Source organism: Polynucleobacter sp. MWH-UH19D (genome assembly GCF_040409795.1).
Taxonomy (GTDB): domain Bacteria; phylum Pseudomonadota; class Gammaproteobacteria; order Burkholderiales; family Burkholderiaceae; genus Polynucleobacter.
Genome location: NZ_CP099571.1, coordinates 217,284 through 235,112, shown reverse-complemented (window position 1 = coordinate 235,112; position 17,829 = coordinate 217,284). Strand labels below are relative to the sequence as shown.

At 45.6% G+C, this 17,829-nt stretch carries 16 protein-coding genes; 6 read left to right on the top strand and 10 right to left on the bottom strand.

The features are described from left to right. Positions 1-10 precede the first annotated feature (10 nt). The 3 genes from leuS to NHB34_RS01220 form a co-directional block, all read right to left on the bottom strand. Positions 11-2,683 carry a leucine--tRNA ligase gene (leuS, locus tag NHB34_RS01230; protein ID WP_353427749.1) on the bottom strand — a complete coding sequence of 891 codons (2,673 nt, stop codon included), beginning with the start codon at positions 2,681-2,683 and terminating at the stop codon, positions 11-13. A gap of 44 nt (positions 2,684-2,727) precedes the next feature. Then, a complete protein-coding gene (gene dapB, locus NHB34_RS01225) occupies positions 2,728-3,528 on the bottom strand; it encodes a 4-hydroxy-tetrahydrodipicolinate reductase (RefSeq protein ID WP_353428519.1) in 801 nt (266 codons plus the stop codon). A 106-nt stretch (positions 3,529-3,634) separates the two neighbouring features. Next, the gene (locus NHB34_RS01220) at positions 3,635-4,246 is read right to left on the bottom strand and encodes an outer membrane protein assembly factor BamE (protein ID WP_353427748.1); all 612 of its coding nucleotides are present in this window, start codon (positions 4,244-4,246) and stop codon (positions 3,635-3,637) included. 154 nt (positions 4,247-4,400) lie between these two features. Here NHB34_RS01220 and fur point away from each other — a divergent pair, with 154 nt between their 5' ends. After that, complete coding sequence (gene fur, locus NHB34_RS01215; protein WP_173955007.1) at positions 4,401-4,856, top strand: ferric iron uptake transcriptional regulator; 456 nt, start codon at positions 4,401-4,403, stop codon at positions 4,854-4,856. Positions 4,857-4,988: 132 nt separating this feature from the next. Here fur and gap read toward each other — a convergent pair whose 3' ends face one another. Next, entirely contained in the window at positions 4,989-6,017 is a 1,029-nt protein-coding gene (gene gap / locus NHB34_RS01210; RefSeq protein WP_353427746.1) for a type I glyceraldehyde-3-phosphate dehydrogenase, read from the bottom strand. Positions 6,018-6,065: 48 nt separating this feature from the next. Continuing rightward, entirely contained in the window at positions 6,066-8,060 is a 1,995-nt protein-coding gene (gene tkt / locus NHB34_RS01205) for a transketolase (RefSeq protein WP_353427745.1), read from the bottom strand. A 44-nt stretch (positions 8,061-8,104) separates the two neighbouring features. Here tkt and NHB34_RS01200 point away from each other — a divergent pair, with 44 nt between their 5' ends. Beyond that, complete coding sequence (locus tag NHB34_RS01200) at positions 8,105-8,863, top strand: 16S rRNA (uracil(1498)-N(3))-methyltransferase (protein ID WP_353427744.1); 759 nt, start codon at positions 8,105-8,107, stop codon at positions 8,861-8,863. A 36-nt stretch (positions 8,864-8,899) separates the two neighbouring features. On the opposite strand, the gene NHB34_RS01195 is transcribed toward NHB34_RS01200, so the two are convergent. Next, positions 8,900-9,520, bottom strand: a complete 621-nt coding sequence (locus NHB34_RS01195; RefSeq protein WP_353427743.1) for a barstar family protein — start codon at positions 9,518-9,520, stop codon at positions 8,900-8,902. Between the two features lie 128 nt (positions 9,521-9,648). Further along, positions 9,649-11,970: an NADP-dependent malic enzyme gene (locus NHB34_RS01190; RefSeq protein WP_353427742.1), complete on the bottom strand. Its 2,322-nt coding sequence runs from the start codon at positions 11,968-11,970 to the stop codon at positions 9,649-9,651. A gap of 105 nt (positions 11,971-12,075) precedes the next feature. On the opposite strand from NHB34_RS01190, the gene thiL reads away from it, so the two are divergent. The 3 genes from thiL to NHB34_RS01175 are packed head-to-tail and all read left to right on the top strand — an operon-like array spanning position 12,076 to position 14,185. Beyond that, positions 12,076-13,095 carry a thiamine-phosphate kinase gene (gene thiL / locus NHB34_RS01185; RefSeq protein WP_353427741.1) on the top strand — a complete coding sequence of 340 codons (1,020 nt, stop codon included), beginning with the start codon at positions 12,076-12,078 and terminating at the stop codon, positions 13,093-13,095. Then, on the top strand, positions 13,092-13,682 hold the full coding sequence (locus NHB34_RS01180; protein ID WP_353427739.1) for a phosphatidylglycerophosphatase A: 591 nt from the start codon (positions 13,092-13,094) through the stop codon (positions 13,680-13,682). Before thiL ends, NHB34_RS01180 begins: the two co-directional genes overlap by 4 nt. 8 nt (positions 13,683-13,690) lie before the next feature. Next, positions 13,691-14,185 (top strand): CinA family protein, encoded by a 495-nt coding sequence (locus NHB34_RS01175; RefSeq protein WP_353427738.1) that lies wholly within the window; start codon positions 13,691-13,693, stop codon positions 14,183-14,185. 24 nt (positions 14,186-14,209) lie between these two features. On the opposite strand, the gene corA is transcribed toward NHB34_RS01175, so the two are convergent. Then, positions 14,210-15,175 carry a magnesium/cobalt transporter CorA gene (gene corA, locus NHB34_RS01170; protein WP_353427737.1) on the bottom strand — a complete coding sequence of 322 codons (966 nt, stop codon included), beginning with the start codon at positions 15,173-15,175 and terminating at the stop codon, positions 14,210-14,212. Between the two features lie 73 nt (positions 15,176-15,248). On the opposite strand from corA, the gene pyrF reads away from it, so the two are divergent. Next, positions 15,249-16,097, top strand: a complete 849-nt coding sequence (gene pyrF, locus NHB34_RS01165) for an orotidine-5'-phosphate decarboxylase (RefSeq protein ID WP_353427736.1) — start codon at positions 15,249-15,251, stop codon at positions 16,095-16,097. A gap of 20 nt (positions 16,098-16,117) precedes the next feature. On the opposite strand, the gene mtgA is transcribed toward pyrF, so the two are convergent. Continuing rightward, positions 16,118-16,885 (bottom strand): monofunctional biosynthetic peptidoglycan transglycosylase, encoded by a 768-nt coding sequence (mtgA, locus tag NHB34_RS01160; protein WP_353427735.1) that lies wholly within the window; start codon positions 16,883-16,885, stop codon positions 16,118-16,120. Positions 16,886-16,915: 30 nt separating this feature from the next. After that, positions 16,916-17,821 (bottom strand): shikimate dehydrogenase, encoded by a 906-nt coding sequence (gene aroE / locus NHB34_RS01155; RefSeq protein WP_353427734.1) that lies wholly within the window; start codon positions 17,819-17,821, stop codon positions 16,916-16,918. Between the last annotated feature and the right edge of the window lie 8 nt (positions 17,822-17,829).

The following is a 17,829-nucleotide window of genomic DNA, read 5'->3' as shown; positions in this document are numbered from 1 at the left end:
TTCTATCTGTTTAAGCAACAACATTCACTAAGCGGCCAGGAACGACAATCACCTTCTTAGGCGCACCACCATTTAAGGCTTTGCTTGCAGGTTCACTTTGCAATGCCAAGGCTTCGATTTGTTCTTTACTGGCATCAGCTGGTATCTTAATTTCACCACGGAGCTTGCCATTAATCTGTAGCATCAAAGTAATTTCTGTTTGAACGAGGGCAGACTCATCAACAGATGGCCAAGAAGCATCCAATAAAGGTCCAAACATGTTGACATACCCAAGATCCTTCCACAGAACATGAGTCAGGTGTGGCACTACCGGATAAAGAATACGCAACAGAATACTGAGACACTCACGTAATACTGGGGCACTAATTGCGCAATCCTGACCTAGCTTAATTGGCTCAAGAACATTGAGCATTTTCATGGCAGCGGATACCACAGTGTTGTACTGGCGACGCTGATAATCAAAATTGGCTTGCTTCAGCACCGAATAGCATTCTCGACGTAATTCTTTTTCGGCGTCATTTAAGTTGCTTGGTATCGCATCGTTCGCTTCACGAACAAAACTAGCTTGACTACTTGAATAATTCCACACGCGGCGCAAGAAACGGGAAGCGCCATCTACGCCAGCTCCTGACCATTCAAGTTGCTGCTCCGGTGGTGCAGCAAACATCACAAACAAGCGAGCAGTATCAGCGCCATATTGATCAATTAAAGCCTGGGGATCAACGCCATTATTCTTGCTCTTGGACATCTTCTCAACACCGCCAATCATGACTGGCGCTCCAGAAGAATCTCCCTTTAACTTGGCGCCCTGAGGGCGGCCTTTTTCATCCAGATCTAATTCAACATCCAAAGGATTCAGCCAAGTTTTTTTGCCTGAAGCCTCTTCGGTGTAATAGGTCTCGTTAAGCACCATACCTTGCGTCAGCAGATTCTGGAAAGGCTCATCAAACGTGATCAAATTCAGATCACGCATGACCTTAGTCCAAAAGCGCGCATACAGTAAGTGCAAGATTGCATGCTCAATACCGCCAATGTACTGATCCATTGGCATCCAGTATTCATTGCGCACATCAACCATCGTCTTGGCATCTGACCCTGTATAGCGCATGAAATACCATGAAGAATCCACAAAGGTATCCATGGTGTCAGTTTCGCGTCGAGCAGGCTTCCCGCACTTAGGACATTTCACATTTAAGAAGTCAGCGCGCTTATTCAATGGATTGCCACTGCCATCAGGCACGCAATCTTCTGGTAGCACTACAGGCAAGTCGGCTTCTGGAACTGGCACAGTACCGCAGCCAGGGTTTTGCTCATCGCCACAATGAATAATCGGAATCGGTGTACCCCAATAGCGCTGACGAGAGATGCCCCAATCGCGCAAACGATAGGTAGTCTTGATTTCACCAATACCCATTTCTCCCAAATCTTTGGCAACCTCATTAACCGCTTCATCGTAAGAGAGACCGTCATATTTACCGCTGTTGAAGCAAACAACACCCTCTTTCTGAGCATACCAATCTTCCCAACGAGTGGAATTAAACATGGGTGACTCGCCTTTAAGCGCAATCACTTGTTTAATTGGTAGGTCATATTTAAGCGCAAAGGCGAAATCACGCTCATCGTGAGCAGGCACACCCATTACAGCGCCATCACCATACGACATCAATACATAGTTGCCAACCCACACAGGGACTGGCTCATTGGTTAAGGGATGTGTCACATACAAACCGGTGAACATACCTTCTTTTTCTTGTGTGGCCAGATCGGCTTCAATCACACTTCCAGTTTTACATTTCTCTATAAATGCGGCTAGCGCTGGATTACTTTCTGCGGCCTTGCTTGCCAGCGGGTGCTCTGCAGCTACTGCGCAAAATGTCACGCCCATAATGGTGTCAGCACGCGTAGTGAAAACATAGAGCAAACCATCTTGAATGAAATTACCATGCGCATCCGTAATTTCATGCTTGAAAGCGAAACGCACCCCACGGCTCTTACCAATCCAGTTTTGCTGCATGGTTTTGACACGCTCGGGCCAGCCCAAGCCATCTAAACCAGAGAGCAACTGCTCTGCATAGGCCGTAATGTTGAAGTAATAGCCAGGAATCTCACGCTTTTCAACTAAAGCGCCTGAACGCCAACCGCGACCATCAATCACTTGCTCGTTTGCTAAAACGGTTTGATCAATCGGATCCCAATTCACTACCTGAGTCTTACGATAGGCGATACCCTTTTCTAACATTTTCAGGAAGAGCCATTGATTCCAGCGATAGTAATCAGGACTACAAGTAGCAACCTCTCTTGACCAGTCAATTGCTAGACCCATCGCTGCCATCTGCTTTTTCATATAAGCGATGTTGTCGTAAGTCCACTGTGCAGGCGGAACCTTATTCTGAATGGCAGCATTTTCTGCGGGCATACCAAATGCATCCCAACCCATAGGCATTAAAACGTTATACCCCTGCATACGCAGTTGACGAGCCATTACATCATTGATCGTGTAATTGCGAACATGGCCCATATGCAACTTGCCCGATGGATAAGGCAACATAGAGCATGCGTAATACTTTGGCTTTTTCTTGCCATCTGCACCAACTGCATTTTCTACAACCTTATAGGCTTGCGCAGATTCCCAATCGGCTTGCGCTGCTGCTTCAATTGCGCGATAGTCGTAATCCTTACTCATTCAATACAACTCTTTTCTTTTATTCTTCTGACTCTATTTTTGCTTTACTTACGTAATCCCAACACGTCTTGCATGTCATATAGACCTGAATGTTGCCCTTGCAAGAAACGTGCGGCACGCAATGAACCTTGTGCATATGACTGACGACTGGAGGATTTGTGACTAATTTCAATGCGCTCGCCATCACCCGCAAATAACACTGTGTGATCACCCACAATATCTCCGCCTCGAATCGTGGCAAAGCCAATGGATCCTTCTTTACGTTCCCCTGTATGGCCCTCGCGTGCATACACAGCAACGTCGTCAAGCTTCTCACCCAATGCTTCTGCAATCACTTCACCCATTTTTAATGCTGTGCCTGATGGTGCGTCTACCTTGTGACGATGATGCGCCTCGATGACTTCGATGTCATATCCTTGATTCAGCATCTTGGCTGCAATTTCTAAAAGCTTAAAAGTCGCATTCACGCCAACACTCATATTGGGAGCAAATACGATTGCCAATTTCGCAGATGCTTTTTTTAGATTGGCGATTTGATCTGCGCTAAGCCCTGTCGTACCAATAATCATCTTGGTGCCCGTTTTTTCAGCCACAGCAAGATGAGCCATTGTTCCTTCTGGTCTTGTGAAATCAATCAAAAACTCTGCATTCGCCAAAACTGCAGCCACATCTGATGAAATCACCACACCAGTCTTTTTACCTAAAAACGCGCCCGCATCATCACCAAGTTGGGAGCAAGAAGAATGATCAAGAGCGCCAACCAGTTGAGCATCAGTAGAATTAAGGACAGCCTCAATTAACATTTTGCCCATGCGCCCAGTGGCTCCAGCAATTGCAATTTTCATCATGTGTTTCTTCGCTTCTAATTAAAGGCGCTTCAAGAGGCTATGCCTGTTTTTGAAATGCCTATGGTTTCCCATGGTGTTAGTACAAAAATTTTGCCGATTCTATTTATTGCTTTACTTCATTTGCAGGTGGAGTATTCAAAGCACCTGGCCCCAATGTTTCTGACTTAGTCTCAGACTTGCTCGAAGAGCCAAAGAAGTCCCAAAATGAGCTTTTAGCTTCAGGGGGTAGCGGCGGTATGGCAGTGCCAGCTGATAAGTTATCGGTCTTGCTTGGCACCAATACCTCAGGTTGTTGCAATGGCGGGGTCACGGGTGGCTTGTTTGAACCTGTCATGACATCCCAGAATGATCGCTTTGATTTAGCGTAGTTATCAATCTCTGCAACCAACTCTACATCTGTAGGCAATGCGTCACCCTCAAATTTCACTAATTTGTCACCATCGAAATACACAGTGACATGACGCTCTTTGCCTACACGCTGACCTGCGCGCTTAAATTCAAATACGTAATCCCAACGATTCGCATGAAAGTAACTTGTTAACAATGGAGTACCTAAAATTTGGCGTACCTGCTCACGACTCATGCCTACTTTCAATTTGGCATATTGCTCACTAGAAATAAAGTTACCTTGAACTACATCTGGAACATATGGTCGAAATACTTTATTCATCCAAGCGCGTTGAGTCTCATCCACCGCGGTTGAACAACTGCTCATTAGAAGACCCATCAACAAAGCCATCGCCACAACTCCCCCCCTAGAGGAAGTCAAAAGCCCCTTTGTGAGTGCATTCAAAAAGTGGCTAAAAAGTTCAAGGCAATTTTGCATAGCTGGTCGTATCATTAAGACATTGATTTTAGCCTCCAAACCCATGAATACGAACCAAAACCCTACTCCTGAAAATTTACGTGATATTGGCCTCAAGGCCACAGGTCCACGAATGAAGATCTTGGACTTTTTTCACCAGAATAGCGGTACTCACTTCAGCGCTGAAGACGTATTTATGGCTTTAGCCAAAGAAGACCAAGAAATTGGCTTGGCTACGGTTTATCGGGTGCTCACACAGTTTGAACAAGCTGGCTTATTGCTTCGTAGCCATTTTGAGTCTAGCAAGGGGGATAGCAGGGCGATCTATGAGCTCAATGAAGGCCAGCACCACGATCATTTAATTTGCCTAGACTGTGGGCACGTAGAGGAGTTTGTAGATGAGGCCATCGAGAAAAGGCAGCGGGATATCGCTAAAAACCTAGGATTTAAGCTGCAAGAGCATGCTTTAGCCATGTACGGCCATTGCCAGAAGAAAAATTGTCGAAATAAGCAAAAATAAGTGCTTTTAGGATCAATTAAGCATATTTAGGCAGCCCTAGATGCGAAAAAGACCTCAAATTGAGGTCTTTTTTGTTTTTTAACGACTTTTAACAACAATAAGCGTTAATTAAATGCTTATTGTTGTTAACTATTACTTAACGGCCATTAATGCTTCTGCTGCATTGAGCATTTGCACTGAATAACCCCACTCGTTGTCATACCAGGCCAATACCTTGACCAATTTGCCGTCGGCAGAAACACGAGTCTGCGAAGCATCATAAATACTTGGGCGTGGGTCATGGTTAAAGTCAATCGAAACCAAAGGCAGAGTATTGAAACCCAAAATTCCTTTAAGCTCACCCTCACTAGCCGCCTTCAGAATCGTATTGACTTCATCTACGCTGGTTGCGCGACTTGCGGCAAATGTGAGATCCACAACCGAGACATTAATCACGGGCACACGCATCGCAAATCCATCAAAGCGCCCTGCCAACGCTGGCAATACCAAACCAACGGCTTTAGCGGCGCCTGTTTTGGTTGGGATCATGCTGCTTACCGCAGAACGCGCCCGACGCATATCCTTGTGATACACATCAGTTAATACCTGATCATTTGTAAAGGCATGAATGGTTGTCATCAAGCCAGATTCAATACCAATTTTTTCTAGCAATGGTTTTACCAATGGTGCTAAACAGTTTGTAGTGCAGCTTGCATTCGACACAACGACATCGCCTGGCTTCAACACATTTTGATTAACACCATACACAATCGTCGCGTCTACATCTTTTTCACCAGGAGCGGAAATTAATACTTTCTTTGCCCCCTGCTGAATATGAATCATGGCTTTTTCTTTTGAAGTGAACTTGCCAGTGCACTCCAAAACGAGATCAACACCTAATTCGCCCCATGGGGTTTCTGCAGGATTACGTGTGCAAAACATTTTGATACGATCGCCATTAACCACCATGTGATCGCCATCTACTGAAACCTCAGCAGGAAAGCGGCCGTGCGCTGAATCATATTGAGTCAGATGGGCATTAATCGCGATATCGCCCATCGCATTAATTGCAACCACTTTGATATCACGACGTGGCTTGCCATTGACTTGATCTTCGTACAAAGCCCGTAATACCATGCGACCGATACGCCCATAACCATTAATTGCGACACGAATTGTCATTGATTTCCCCTAGCTAATATTGAATTCATTTGCACTGTGCATTCCAGATTACTTTTTCGAGATGCACTGTTTTACAGTCTTCGAGATTTGATCTGCTGTTAAACCAAAATATTCATAGAGCTGACCCGCAGGCGCAGACTCACCAAAAGTGTCTACTCCATGCACTGCAGCACAGCCATACTTCCACCAGAAATCACTCACACCAGCCTCAATCGCAATACGTGGAATATTTGGTGGTAAGACTGATGATTTATAACTTGCATTTTCTTGATCAAACACCGTAGTTGATGGCATGGAGACTACGCGCGCACCGAGACCATCTTTTTCTAATCGCTCAGCAGCTTGTAAGGCCAAGGCAATCTCGGAACCGGTTGCAATAATTACTGCATTGATCTTTCCAGATTGCGGATCACGCAGCACATAACCTCCACGCACAATATCTTTGATTTGCGCTGCCGAGCGAGGCACAAACGGGCAATTTTGGCGACTAAAGATCAGAGCGCTTGGGCCGTTCTTACGCTCGATTGCCGCGCCCCAAGCTACGGCACTCTCAGTGGTGTCGCAAGGACGCCAAACCATAAGATTTGGAATCAAACGCAGGCTCGCAACATGCTCTACAGACTGGTGGGTTGGACCATCTTCACCCAAACCAATTGAGTCATGCGTAAAGACAAAAATGCTGCGTAACTTCATCAGTGCCGCCATACGAATTGCATTGCGACTGTAATCCGAGAATGTCAGAAAGGTGCCGCCAAATGGAATATATCCACCATGTAGAGCAATACCATTCATGATGGCACTCATCCCAAACTCACGAACGCCATAATTAATATGGTTACCCCATTGATCACCGCGCACCGCTTTGCATGCCGACCAATTAGTGAGATTAGAACCTGTTAAGTCCGCAGAACCGCCCATGAATTCAGGTAACGCAGGAGCTAATGCTTCAATCGCATTTTGGCTGGCCTTACGAGTCGCAACAGTTTCGGCGTTGGACTGACATGTCTTCAAATATTGATTGAGTATTGGTGCGAAATCTTTTGATAAATCACCTTGCATACGACGTTGCAATTCTGCTGCAAGCTCGGGAAACTTACTTTTGTAACTCTGAAATTCTTTATTCCATTCATGCTCAAGCGCTTGACCACGCTTTTTAAAATCCCAGGCCGCATAAATATCTTGAGGCACCTCAAATGGAGCATAAGGCCAATTTAAGGCAACGCGTGTTGCTGCAATCTCAGCCGCACCAAGTGGTGAACCATGAACCTTATCGGTTCCTGCCATATTTGGAGAGCCTTGGCCGATCGCCGTCTTACAACAAATCAGTGTCGGTTTATCACTCTTCTTGGCAACCGAAATAGCTTTAGAAACTGCTTCTGCATCATGACCATTTACATCTCGGATGACATTCCAGCCGTAAGCCTCAAAGCGTTTTGGCGTGTCTTCACTAAACCAAGAGACCACTTTTCCATCGATAGAAATACCGTTGTCATCCCAAAGCGCAATCAGCTTATTTAACTTCAATGTGCCAGCCAATGAACAGACTTCATGACTAATACCTTCCATCAAGCAACCATCACCTAAAAAGACATAGGTGTAGTGATCAATGATGTTGTGACCGGGGCGATTAAATTCTTCAGCAAGTAATTTCTCAGCCAATGCCATACCGACTGCATTAGAGATTCCTTGACCTAATGGTCCTGTAGTCGTTTCTACACCGGTAGTAATGCCATATTCAGGATGGCCCGGTGTTTTGCTGTGCAACTGACGGAATTTTTTTAACTCTTCAATTGGTAAGTCATAGCCGGAAAGATGCAATAAGGAATACAACAACATCGAACCATGACCGTTTGACAATACAAAGCGATCGCGATCAATCCAATGAGGATCTGTAGGGTTATGTTTTAAATGCTCATTCCATAGGCCAACAGCAATATCTGCCATACCCATTGGCATACCAGGGTGCCCTGAATTGGCTTGCTGAACTGCATCCATAGACAGGGCGCGAATGGCGTTGGCCATGCGAATTTGAAGATTTGACATCGTAAAAATAGTCTCGAGGAAAATAAATTGGCTATATTTCAGTAATGCCTCAATTTTATCTTCCCGGACCATGGGATTCCGAAAAGCCAACCCCCCTTACCCCTGAGGTGGCACATCATTTACGCGTAAGGCGAATTGAACTTGGAGAGACCTTCCCGATTTTTGATGGAAACGGCCAGGTCGCCAAAGCCAAACTCCTCTCCCTAAGCGGAAAAAGTGGCTCAGCCCAATTAAGCGAAATTCGCACTGACATCCACCGGGAAACGCCTTATGCCATAACCCTAGCCCAAGGACTAGCCGGGGGCGACAAAATGGACTGGATCGTGGAAAAAGCCATCGAGACAGGCGCCCAAGTCATCGCCCCCTTACAGTGCGAGCGATCGATTCTTAAGTTAACCCGATCAAGCGATCAAGAGCGTGCCCAAAAGCGCCTAGCTCATTGGAAAGGCATTATTCAGGCGGCATGCGAACAATGCGATAGAACCGTGCTTGCCACCCTTGAGCCGATTCATAATTTTGATGCCTATTTGAAAGAACCCAAATCTGCCCTCAAGCTTCTTTTAAGTCCGGATGCTACTCAAAGCTTGTATTCCGTTCTTGTTAAAAATGCACCTCAAGACATCATTCTCATGATTGGCCCAGAAGGAGGGCATTCGCCCGAGGAGGAAGCGCAAGCACAAGCTGCTGGCTATCAAATCGTTTCTTTGGGTGAACGAATACTCCGCACTGAAACAGCAGGCGTCGTAGCCATTACAGCGGTGCATAGCGTGTGGAACCCTGAAATGCAAAAACGCCTCGGTTGAGGCGTTTTCATGGTGCGGGGTTTGATTATCTTTGTATTAAGCGAAAGAGTAGAAAACACGATAAGGCGTGCGACGCTCAGCCCAATAATCAACAGCATCACGGAATACATCCAACAAAGTTTCGCGCGCTTCTTTGTCAAATTTCTGCGTGCAAGGCAAACCTTCAAGCACCACCACGAATCCAGGTTGTTGGCCCGCCTTGTCAGTAGTAGTGGTCAATGCATCTAACAGCGGATCAAAATTCTTAGCTTGCTGTTTTGTGAAGGTATACGCAATTGCGATTGCCTCGAGAACCTCACCCTTGGTCATCGCATTTGCACAATTTGCATAAACAAAATGTTGACCGAGTTCAGTAGCCGCTTCCTGCAAATCAGGCGTGCGAAATGCCCGAATCGATTGCACAATGTTAGTGCGCACACTGCGCAACATAGCCGGTGGTCCGGCATCACGAACGGCCAAAGCGGCACGCCAAGAAGCTGTCACTTTTTTCCCCGAAACTTGATTTGCTGCATAGGTTTGTAAACGAGATAAACCGCCTTGTGCATAAACATTGGCAGCAGACGATTCTGTTTCAAGTCGATCGTTGCTATCCCAACTTTCAGCGCGGCTATGTTCTTCGAAGCTGGCTATATTGGTGTTTTCAGAGCGATTATTCATGATGGGTGCTAGGTTACCCTTAACACGCCATCAAATCAAGCCCAAATACGTATACTTATTTATAAGTCATTGATTTATATGTAATTAATTTATGTAAGTTATCACTAACTTACATAAATTACAAGGACTTAGGAAATGCCTCTGGCGTTGCTAGCAGCTTCAACAACCGCCAAAGTAGTTACATTCACGATACGACGGACGGTAGCTGCCGGAGTCAGAATATGAATTGGCTTCGCAACACCCAATAACAACGGTCCAATTGCAATGCCATTACCAGCCGCTGTTTTTAACAAGTTATACGAGATGTTCGCCGCATCAATATTTGGCAATACCAGTAGGTTCGCATCTCCCTTTAAGGCAGATGAAGTCACTGCGCCAGCACGAATGGTTTCATCCAAAGCGCTATCGCCATGCATTTCGCCATCAATCTCCAACGTAGGATCTGCTTTTTGAATCAAAGCAAGCACCTCACGCATTTTGACTGCAGATGGTGCGTTACTGGATCCAAAATTTGAGTGGGAGAGCAGCGCTACCTTGGGAACCAATCCCAACTTGCGCATTTCACTTGCTGCCATCAAAGTTAACTCAGTTAACTCTTCTGCAGTGGGGTCGATGTTGATGTGAGTATCCACTAAGAAAACTTGGCGGCCAGGCAGAATTAATCCTGACATAGCTCCATATACTTTTGCACCAGGCTCGCGACCAACTACTTCATCAACGTATTTCAAATGGGTTGCAGAGTTACCAACCGTGCCACAAATCATACCGTCAGCCATGCCCTTAATGATCATGACTGAGCCAATCAAACTATTACGGCGTCGCATCTCTAATTTAGCAAATGACTCAGTGACACCTTTGCGCTCAGTCAAACCTAAATAGGTCTGCCAGAAGTCGCGGTAACGTGCATCACTCTCTGGGTTAACAACCTCAAAGTCATCGCCCGCTTTCATGCGTAAGCCAAATTTCTCAATACGATGATCAATTACTGCTGGGCGACCAATCAAAATTGGGGTAGCTAGATGCTCATCAATAATGATTTGTACTGCGCGTAATACGCGCTCGTCTTCACCTTCGGCAAATACAATGCGCTTCTGGTTTGCTGCAACTCGCTTAGCAATACTAAAGAGGGGTTTCATCAAAGTACCAGAGTGGTACACAAATTGTTGCAACTGATTACGGTACGCATCAAAGTCTTTGATAGGACGCGAAGCCACGCCATCATCCATCGCTGCTTTGGCTACTGCAGGCGCAATCACCGTAATCAAGCGGGGATCAAAGGGTTTAGGAATCAGATATTCCGGGCCAAATGATAAGTTCTCAATTCCGTAAACCGAGGCAACAACTTCGCTTTGCTCAGCTTGAGCCAATTCCGCTACGGCCTTGACTGCAGCGACTTCCATGCCACGGGTAATGGTGGTTGCACCAACGTCTAATGCACCACGGAAAATAAATGGGAAGCACAAAACATTGTTTACTTGATTTGGATAGTCAGTACGACCAGTTGCCATCACTGCATCAGGACGTACCGCTTTCACTTCTTCAGGCAAGATTTCCGGAGTAGGATTTGCAAGGGCATAGATGAGTGGCTTATCCGCCATCTTCTTCACCATGTCTTGCTTGAGAACACCGCCTGCAGAAAGACCCAAGAAAATATCAGCACCCGCAATCACCTCATCCAAGGTGCGCAAATCGGTCTCTTGGCAGAATGGCTCCTTTTCTGGATCCATTAATTCTTTACGACCTTTGTATGCAACACCTGCAAGATCAGTAACCCAAATATTTTTACGTGGAATGCCTAAATCCACCAGTAAATCTAAACATGCCAAGGCGGCAGCACCAGCACCAGAAGTCACCAACTTCACATTGCCTACTTCTTTGCCAACCACCTTCAAACCATTGAGAATTGCAGCCGCAACCACAATCGCTGTGCCGTGTTGGTCATCATGAAAGACCGGAATTTTCATGCGCGCCTGTAACTTACGCTCAACCACAAAACAATCAGGCGCCTTGATGTCTTCTAAATTAATGCCGCCAAATGTTGGCTCGAGTGCAGCAATGATTTCAACCAATTTATCGGGATCGTTTTCATTGACTTCAATATCGAAAACATCGATGCCAGCAAACTTCTTAAACAGCACCGCCTTACCTTCCATCACCGGCTTACTTGCTAGTGGGCCAATGTTTCCCAATCCAAGCACTGCAGTACCATTTGTAATCACACCAACGAGATTGCCTTTGGCGGTGTACTTAAATGCATTCGCAGGATCTTTCACAATCTCTTCGCATGGTGCTGCAACTCCTGGCGTATAAGCCAAGGCTAAATCGCGTTGATTTGTGAGTTGCTTAGTAGGAGCAATCTCAATCTTTCCAGGAACTGGAGACTCGTGATACTGAAGCGCGGCCTGTCTCAAAGCTGCAATTTGTTGTTCTTTACTGTTATCTTTACTCATCAACGAACTCACTAGTTTGTTTTGTTTCTTTGTCTATTAAAGCTAAATAGGTTATTAATTCTATTCCTCTCGAGCAACTCAGTACCAAGAGCCATAAAATGAGATATGCACTCTTCCTCACAGCCTTTAGGTGAATTTGACCTGATTGAGCGTTTTTTCAAAACGCCCTCCAGCTCGCGATCGCCAAATTCTGCGATCAATTTAGGTATTGGGGATGACTGCGCACTAATAAACCCGCCACTAGGCGAAGAAATCGCTATGACTAGCGATATGCTCGTGGAAGGTCGACATTTTTTGAAGGGTACAGATGCCGAACAATTAGGCCGTAAAGCCCTAGCAGTCAACCTTTCAGACCTTGCTGCAATGGGCGCTAAACCTCTTGGCTTCACGCTCTCTATCGCACTACCAAATATTGATATTCAATGGTTGGAAGCTTTTTCCAAGGGCCTACTTTCAATAGCCGATCAGTTTCATTGCCCACTCATTGGCGGCGACACTACTGCGGGCCCTCTCAATATTTCCATCACCGCTCTTGGCAGCACGCCCCATGGAAAAGCCATTCGTAGATCAGGGTCTCAGGTCGATGATGAAGTTTGGGTTTCGGGGACAGTAGGGGACGCAAGGCTGACTCTTGCTGCACTGCGTCATGAACTTCCTCTTCCTGCAAATTATTTTCAGGAAATTGAACATCGTATGCACCAACCAACCCCAAGGGTTGAACTGGGACTTAGATTGCGAGGGATCGCTAGTGCTGCACTGGATGTTTCTGATGGACTGCTTGGGGATTTGCAACACATCTTGCGCCAGTCGCAAGTAGACGCAGAAATTTTCTTAGATCGTCTACCAAAATCAGCTACCTTAAAAAAACAGAGTATTCAGATTCAAAATCAGTTTGCCGCTTGTGGGGGTGATGATTATGAGCTGTGCTTTACCGCCTCCAGAGATCAACATCAAGTTATTTTAGAAATAAGCGATGCACTTCATTTACCACTGACATGTATCGGTCGCATCATTCGCAAAAAAAATGATGCGTCGCAAGTTCATGTAATAGGCTCAGATGGAAAAATTCTCTCGGCATCGGAGACAGCAAATCTTCTTAAATCCTTTGATCACTTTGCAGTATGAATCACATCGTGAATAACACCACCTCACAAGAGTTAACTTTCAAACCCAACTTGAAGTGGATGCTTAGAAATGTGGATAGAGTGATTGCATTTGGATTTGGAAGCGGTCTCAGCCCCATGGCTCCAGGTACAGCAGGTACTCTTTGGGCTTGGGCCATCTTTTTAATTGCCGACTATATTTTTCCTTTATCCGATACGTCTACTCTCTTATGGATTTTAGGGGCTGGGTTCATCTTGGGTTGCTGGATCTGCGGATCTACCAGCGAAGAATTAGGAAAGCGGGATTTTGGCGGCATTGTTTGGGATGAGATGATTGCGTTTTGGATCATCTTGGCATTCATCATGCCGACCAATCTTTGGATGCAGATTTTGGCATTTGCTGTATTCCGATTTTTTGATGCAGTTAAACCAGGCCCAATAGGAATGATTGATCGCCATTTTAAAAATAGAGAAAATTTAGATACGCCATCAACTCAAGCGCAAATATGGTGGCGAGGTTTTGGCATCATGATTGATGATTTTGCAGCAGCACTATTCACACTTGTGGTGCTTGCAATAGTTCAGATCAGTGCCATGCATTTAATTTAATTCTCTTGATGAACACCTCCGACATCGTTACTACTCTTGCAGAAATTCTGCAATTAAAAAACTGGAAAATGACTGCCGCAGAGTCATGCACTGGTGGACTGGTTTGCGCCAACTTGACGGAAATTGCTGGTTCCAGCCAGTGGTTCGAACGTGGCTATATCACCTACAGCAACGAAGCCAAGATGGAGTGTTTGGGAGTTCCAAGCAAATTACTGGAGACTTTTGGAGCAGTCAGCGAAGAAGTTGCCAAGGCCATGGCAGAAGGCGCTCAGATCAATGCGGGAGTCAATGTAGCCGTGTCTATTACTGGAATTGCGGGGCCAAGCGGGGGCTCTGCAGATAAACCTGTTGGTATGGTCTGCTTTGCTTGGGCCATTCGTAATGCTGCAGGCGAAAATATAGTGCATGCCAAAACAATGCTCTTTGATGGAGATCGACACGACATTCGTGAACAAGCCTGCGATTACGTTCTCAGTGAATTAGCAAAACTTCTCAAGAACTAGCGCTACCAGCAAAAACGTGGTGAATTACTTCATCCAACCTTTGCGATAGAAGTACCACAGCGGAATAATCGCAGAAACAATCATGGCAATAATTGCCATTGGATAGCCCCAAGTTGCATCTAACTCCGGCATATGTTTATAGTTCATACCCCAAATGCTAGCCAATAGAGTTGGCGGCATTAAGGCTACTGATACCACCGAGAAGATCTTGATAATCTTCGATTGGTTCAAGTTAATGAAACCCACGGTTGCATCCATCAAGAAGTTAATCTTGTCAAATAGGAAGGCGGTATGGTTTTCGAGTGAATCGATATCACGCAAAATCTGACGCGCTTCCTCTTGTTGCTCATCAGATAACAACTTACTACGCATTAGGAAAGATAGGGCTCTGCGGGTATCCATGACATTGCGACGAATACGACCATTGGTATCTTCTTCCTTCGCAATCGTCTCGAGAACCTGTTCTGCATCCGCATCATTGATGTCGTCTTGTAAAACTTGTTTACCAGCTTGCTCAAGGTTTTCATAAACCTCTTCCAGGGCATCCGCAGAATATTCAGCATCTGTTGAATACAAATCCAACAAAACATCTTTTGCATTGCTAACAGATCCTGGCCGCAAACGAGCGCGCAAACGTACTAAGCGGAATACTGGCAAATCTTCATCATGAATGGAGAACAACACTTGCTTGGTGAGCACGAATGCGACGCGTACGTTGCGAGAGGTTTCCTCTTCGTCCAATAAGAAATCGGTACGAATATGAAGATGACCATCATCTGCTTCGAAGTAGCGAGCAGAAGCCTCTAAGTCGCCCAAGTCATCTAGCTCAGGCAAAAGTACGCCAAAAGCCTCTTTAATCCAGATCAGTTCTTCCTCTTCTGGGTCAACCACGTCAATCCAAATAGGATTGGCATACTGCAATAATTCATTGCGATCTTCCACTTGCTCTTGAGAGAGGCGGCCATTTTGCAGGACGAACAAGTTGATCATGGTGAACTCCTAAGGAATGTGCGCTAGTTTATCCTATAGATCATGACCTTTTCATTAAAATAAGCCAAATCGAATGAACTCTCGCTCAAATACCTTTTACCAGCAACTCCAGTCTGCATGGGCTTCCCAAGGCAGCATGCTGTGCGTAGGTTTTGACCCAGATCCCAAGCGCCTCCCCCAATCCCTTCAAGGCAAACCTGAAGCTATCTTTGAGTTCTGTCGTGAAATTGCCGATGCTACAGCAGACCTCGTTTGTTGCTTTAAACCCCAATTTGCCTACTTTGCATCCCAAAGGGCTGAGGCTCAACTTGAAAAGCTGATTTACCACTTGAAGAATAAATACCCCCACATCCCAGTAATCTTGGATTCCAAGCGCGGGGATATTGGCAGTACAGCAGACCATTACGCCCTAGAGGCCTTTGAACGCTATGGCGCAGATGCCATAACTGTTAACCCATATATGGGATTCGATACGATCGAGCCCTACCTGAAACATACAGGTAAAGGCGTCATCGTCTTATGCCGCACATCTAACCCCGGTGGATCAGACTTACAGTTCTTAAATGTTTCGCCAAATGGCGAACCCCTATATCTTCATATTGCGAAGCTTGCTGCTACCCAATGGAATAGCAGCAAGCAAATTGGTCTGGTGGTTGGAGCAACCTTTCCAGATGAAATTGCCAAGGTTCGCGCAATCGTGGGCGATATGCCTTTGCTGATTCCAGGTATTGGGGCTCAAGGTGGCGATATTGATGCAACTGTTAAAGCAGGCGCAATCGCAGGCAAACCTGGGACAGGCATGATCATCAATTCTTCTAGAGCAATTTTGTATGCCAGCTCAGGAAACGATTTTGCTCAAGCAGCAAGAGTAGTCGCAACAAACACGCGTGACGCACTAAGAGCGGCAAGCCAAGCACTTTAAATATTAGTGGGTGAATAAACTTATCGCTTAGTATTTTTAGGTGTAGGGATTGGAGGGATTGGGGCTAGTGCGACGCGCCCCATATTCTCCAGAATGAATTCTTGCCGAGTCGGAAAATGAATATTAGCCTTACGGCAATATTGTGCTTTATCGAAACACTTTGGTGCCGGTAAAGCTGAGGCTAATGCAGCAGCTTGCTCAATATCTAAATTTGCTGGGCTAGTAGCGAAGTAATGCTGGGAAGCCGCACCAACCCCAAAAATGCCTTCGCCCCACTCTACTGAATTTAAATAAATCTCTAATACTCTTTGCTTGGAAAGCATTAACTCCAACAACCCAGTAATCATGAGCTCTTGAGCCTTACGAAAATAATTTTGCTCCGAAGATAAAAAAAGATTTTTCGCTAATTGTTGGGTTATTGTTGACCCACCTCGTAAGGCAACCTTAGTCTTTGCACCAGAGCGCAATCTTTCCTGATTCTGTTGTTGATTTTTCTCCCAAGCTTTTTGCATATCCTCAACACGCACCCCTTTGTGTTGAAAAAAGATATCGTCTTCACTAACTAATACTGCTCGCTTAAGATTATTTGAAATCTTGTCATAGGGCACCCATCGAGATTGAATAGAGCATGTGAAATGCCATGAGCATAGGCGCCAACGTTCCGCCCTCTGGAAGGCTGTACTACTGGGATCTAGGCTGGTCCATAAACCAATCTGAATTACAAAATACAGTTGCATGGCGACAAAGCCAACTAACAAACATTTGAGTGGATAAAAAATCCAGCGCATTAAAGATGAGAATTAATGTAATGAAGTAGATTAACTGCGTAACTTAGCTAGGACAGCACGCGGATCGATCTTTGAAGCAAGTTCTAAACCACGCCATAACAAGAACGCATCAGCCGCCTGCTCTACCAGCATTCCCAAGCCATCGCTAATACGAGCGCCACGCTGTAATGCTTGCTTCATAAAGGCAGTTGTCTTACCGTAGACCATGTCATAAGCAAATGAGCCAGGCTTGAAAACCTGCGTTACCGCCAACTCACTCAAAGGTGATTCATCAGTCAACCCCGCAGCGGTTGCATTAATCACTAGATCAAAAGCATGTGGTGTCTTTTGAGAATTTTCTAAATCAGCTAGGGTGCGGGACTCTAGCGCCACCTCTTTGCATGCAGCTAAATCAGCAAATAACTTTACTAGTTCATCTGCTTTGGCGGTAGAGCGATTAGCAATCACCAGGCATTTAGGTGAATGCTCCAGCAAAGGACTAATCACACCGCGTGATGCACCACCTGCACCTAATAACAAAATACGTGAGGCGTGAATATCAATTCCTTGTGCCAATAAATCCCGTACCAAGCCTGCGCCATCGGTATTGTCACCATAAATTTTGCCATCCTCAATCCATAGCGTATTCACAGCACCAGCTAACTGTGCGCGATTCGTTAATTGATCTGCAAAAACCTGGGCGTCTAACTTAAAAGGCACTGTGACATTCATCCCTTTGCCACCAGCAGCAAAAAATGACCTGGCTGCTTTTGCAAAATCATCTAATTCTGGTTGCAAGCGTCCATAGTGCATGGCTTGCTGTGCCTGCTCTGCAAAGTATTGGTGAATCACTGGGGACTTGCTATGCGAAATGGGATTTCCTGCAACCGCGTAGACATCCTTACCCACAAAAAGTTTGGGGTCGGTATGAAGATCTAGGCTGGTATTTGAAGTCATAAGGCTTA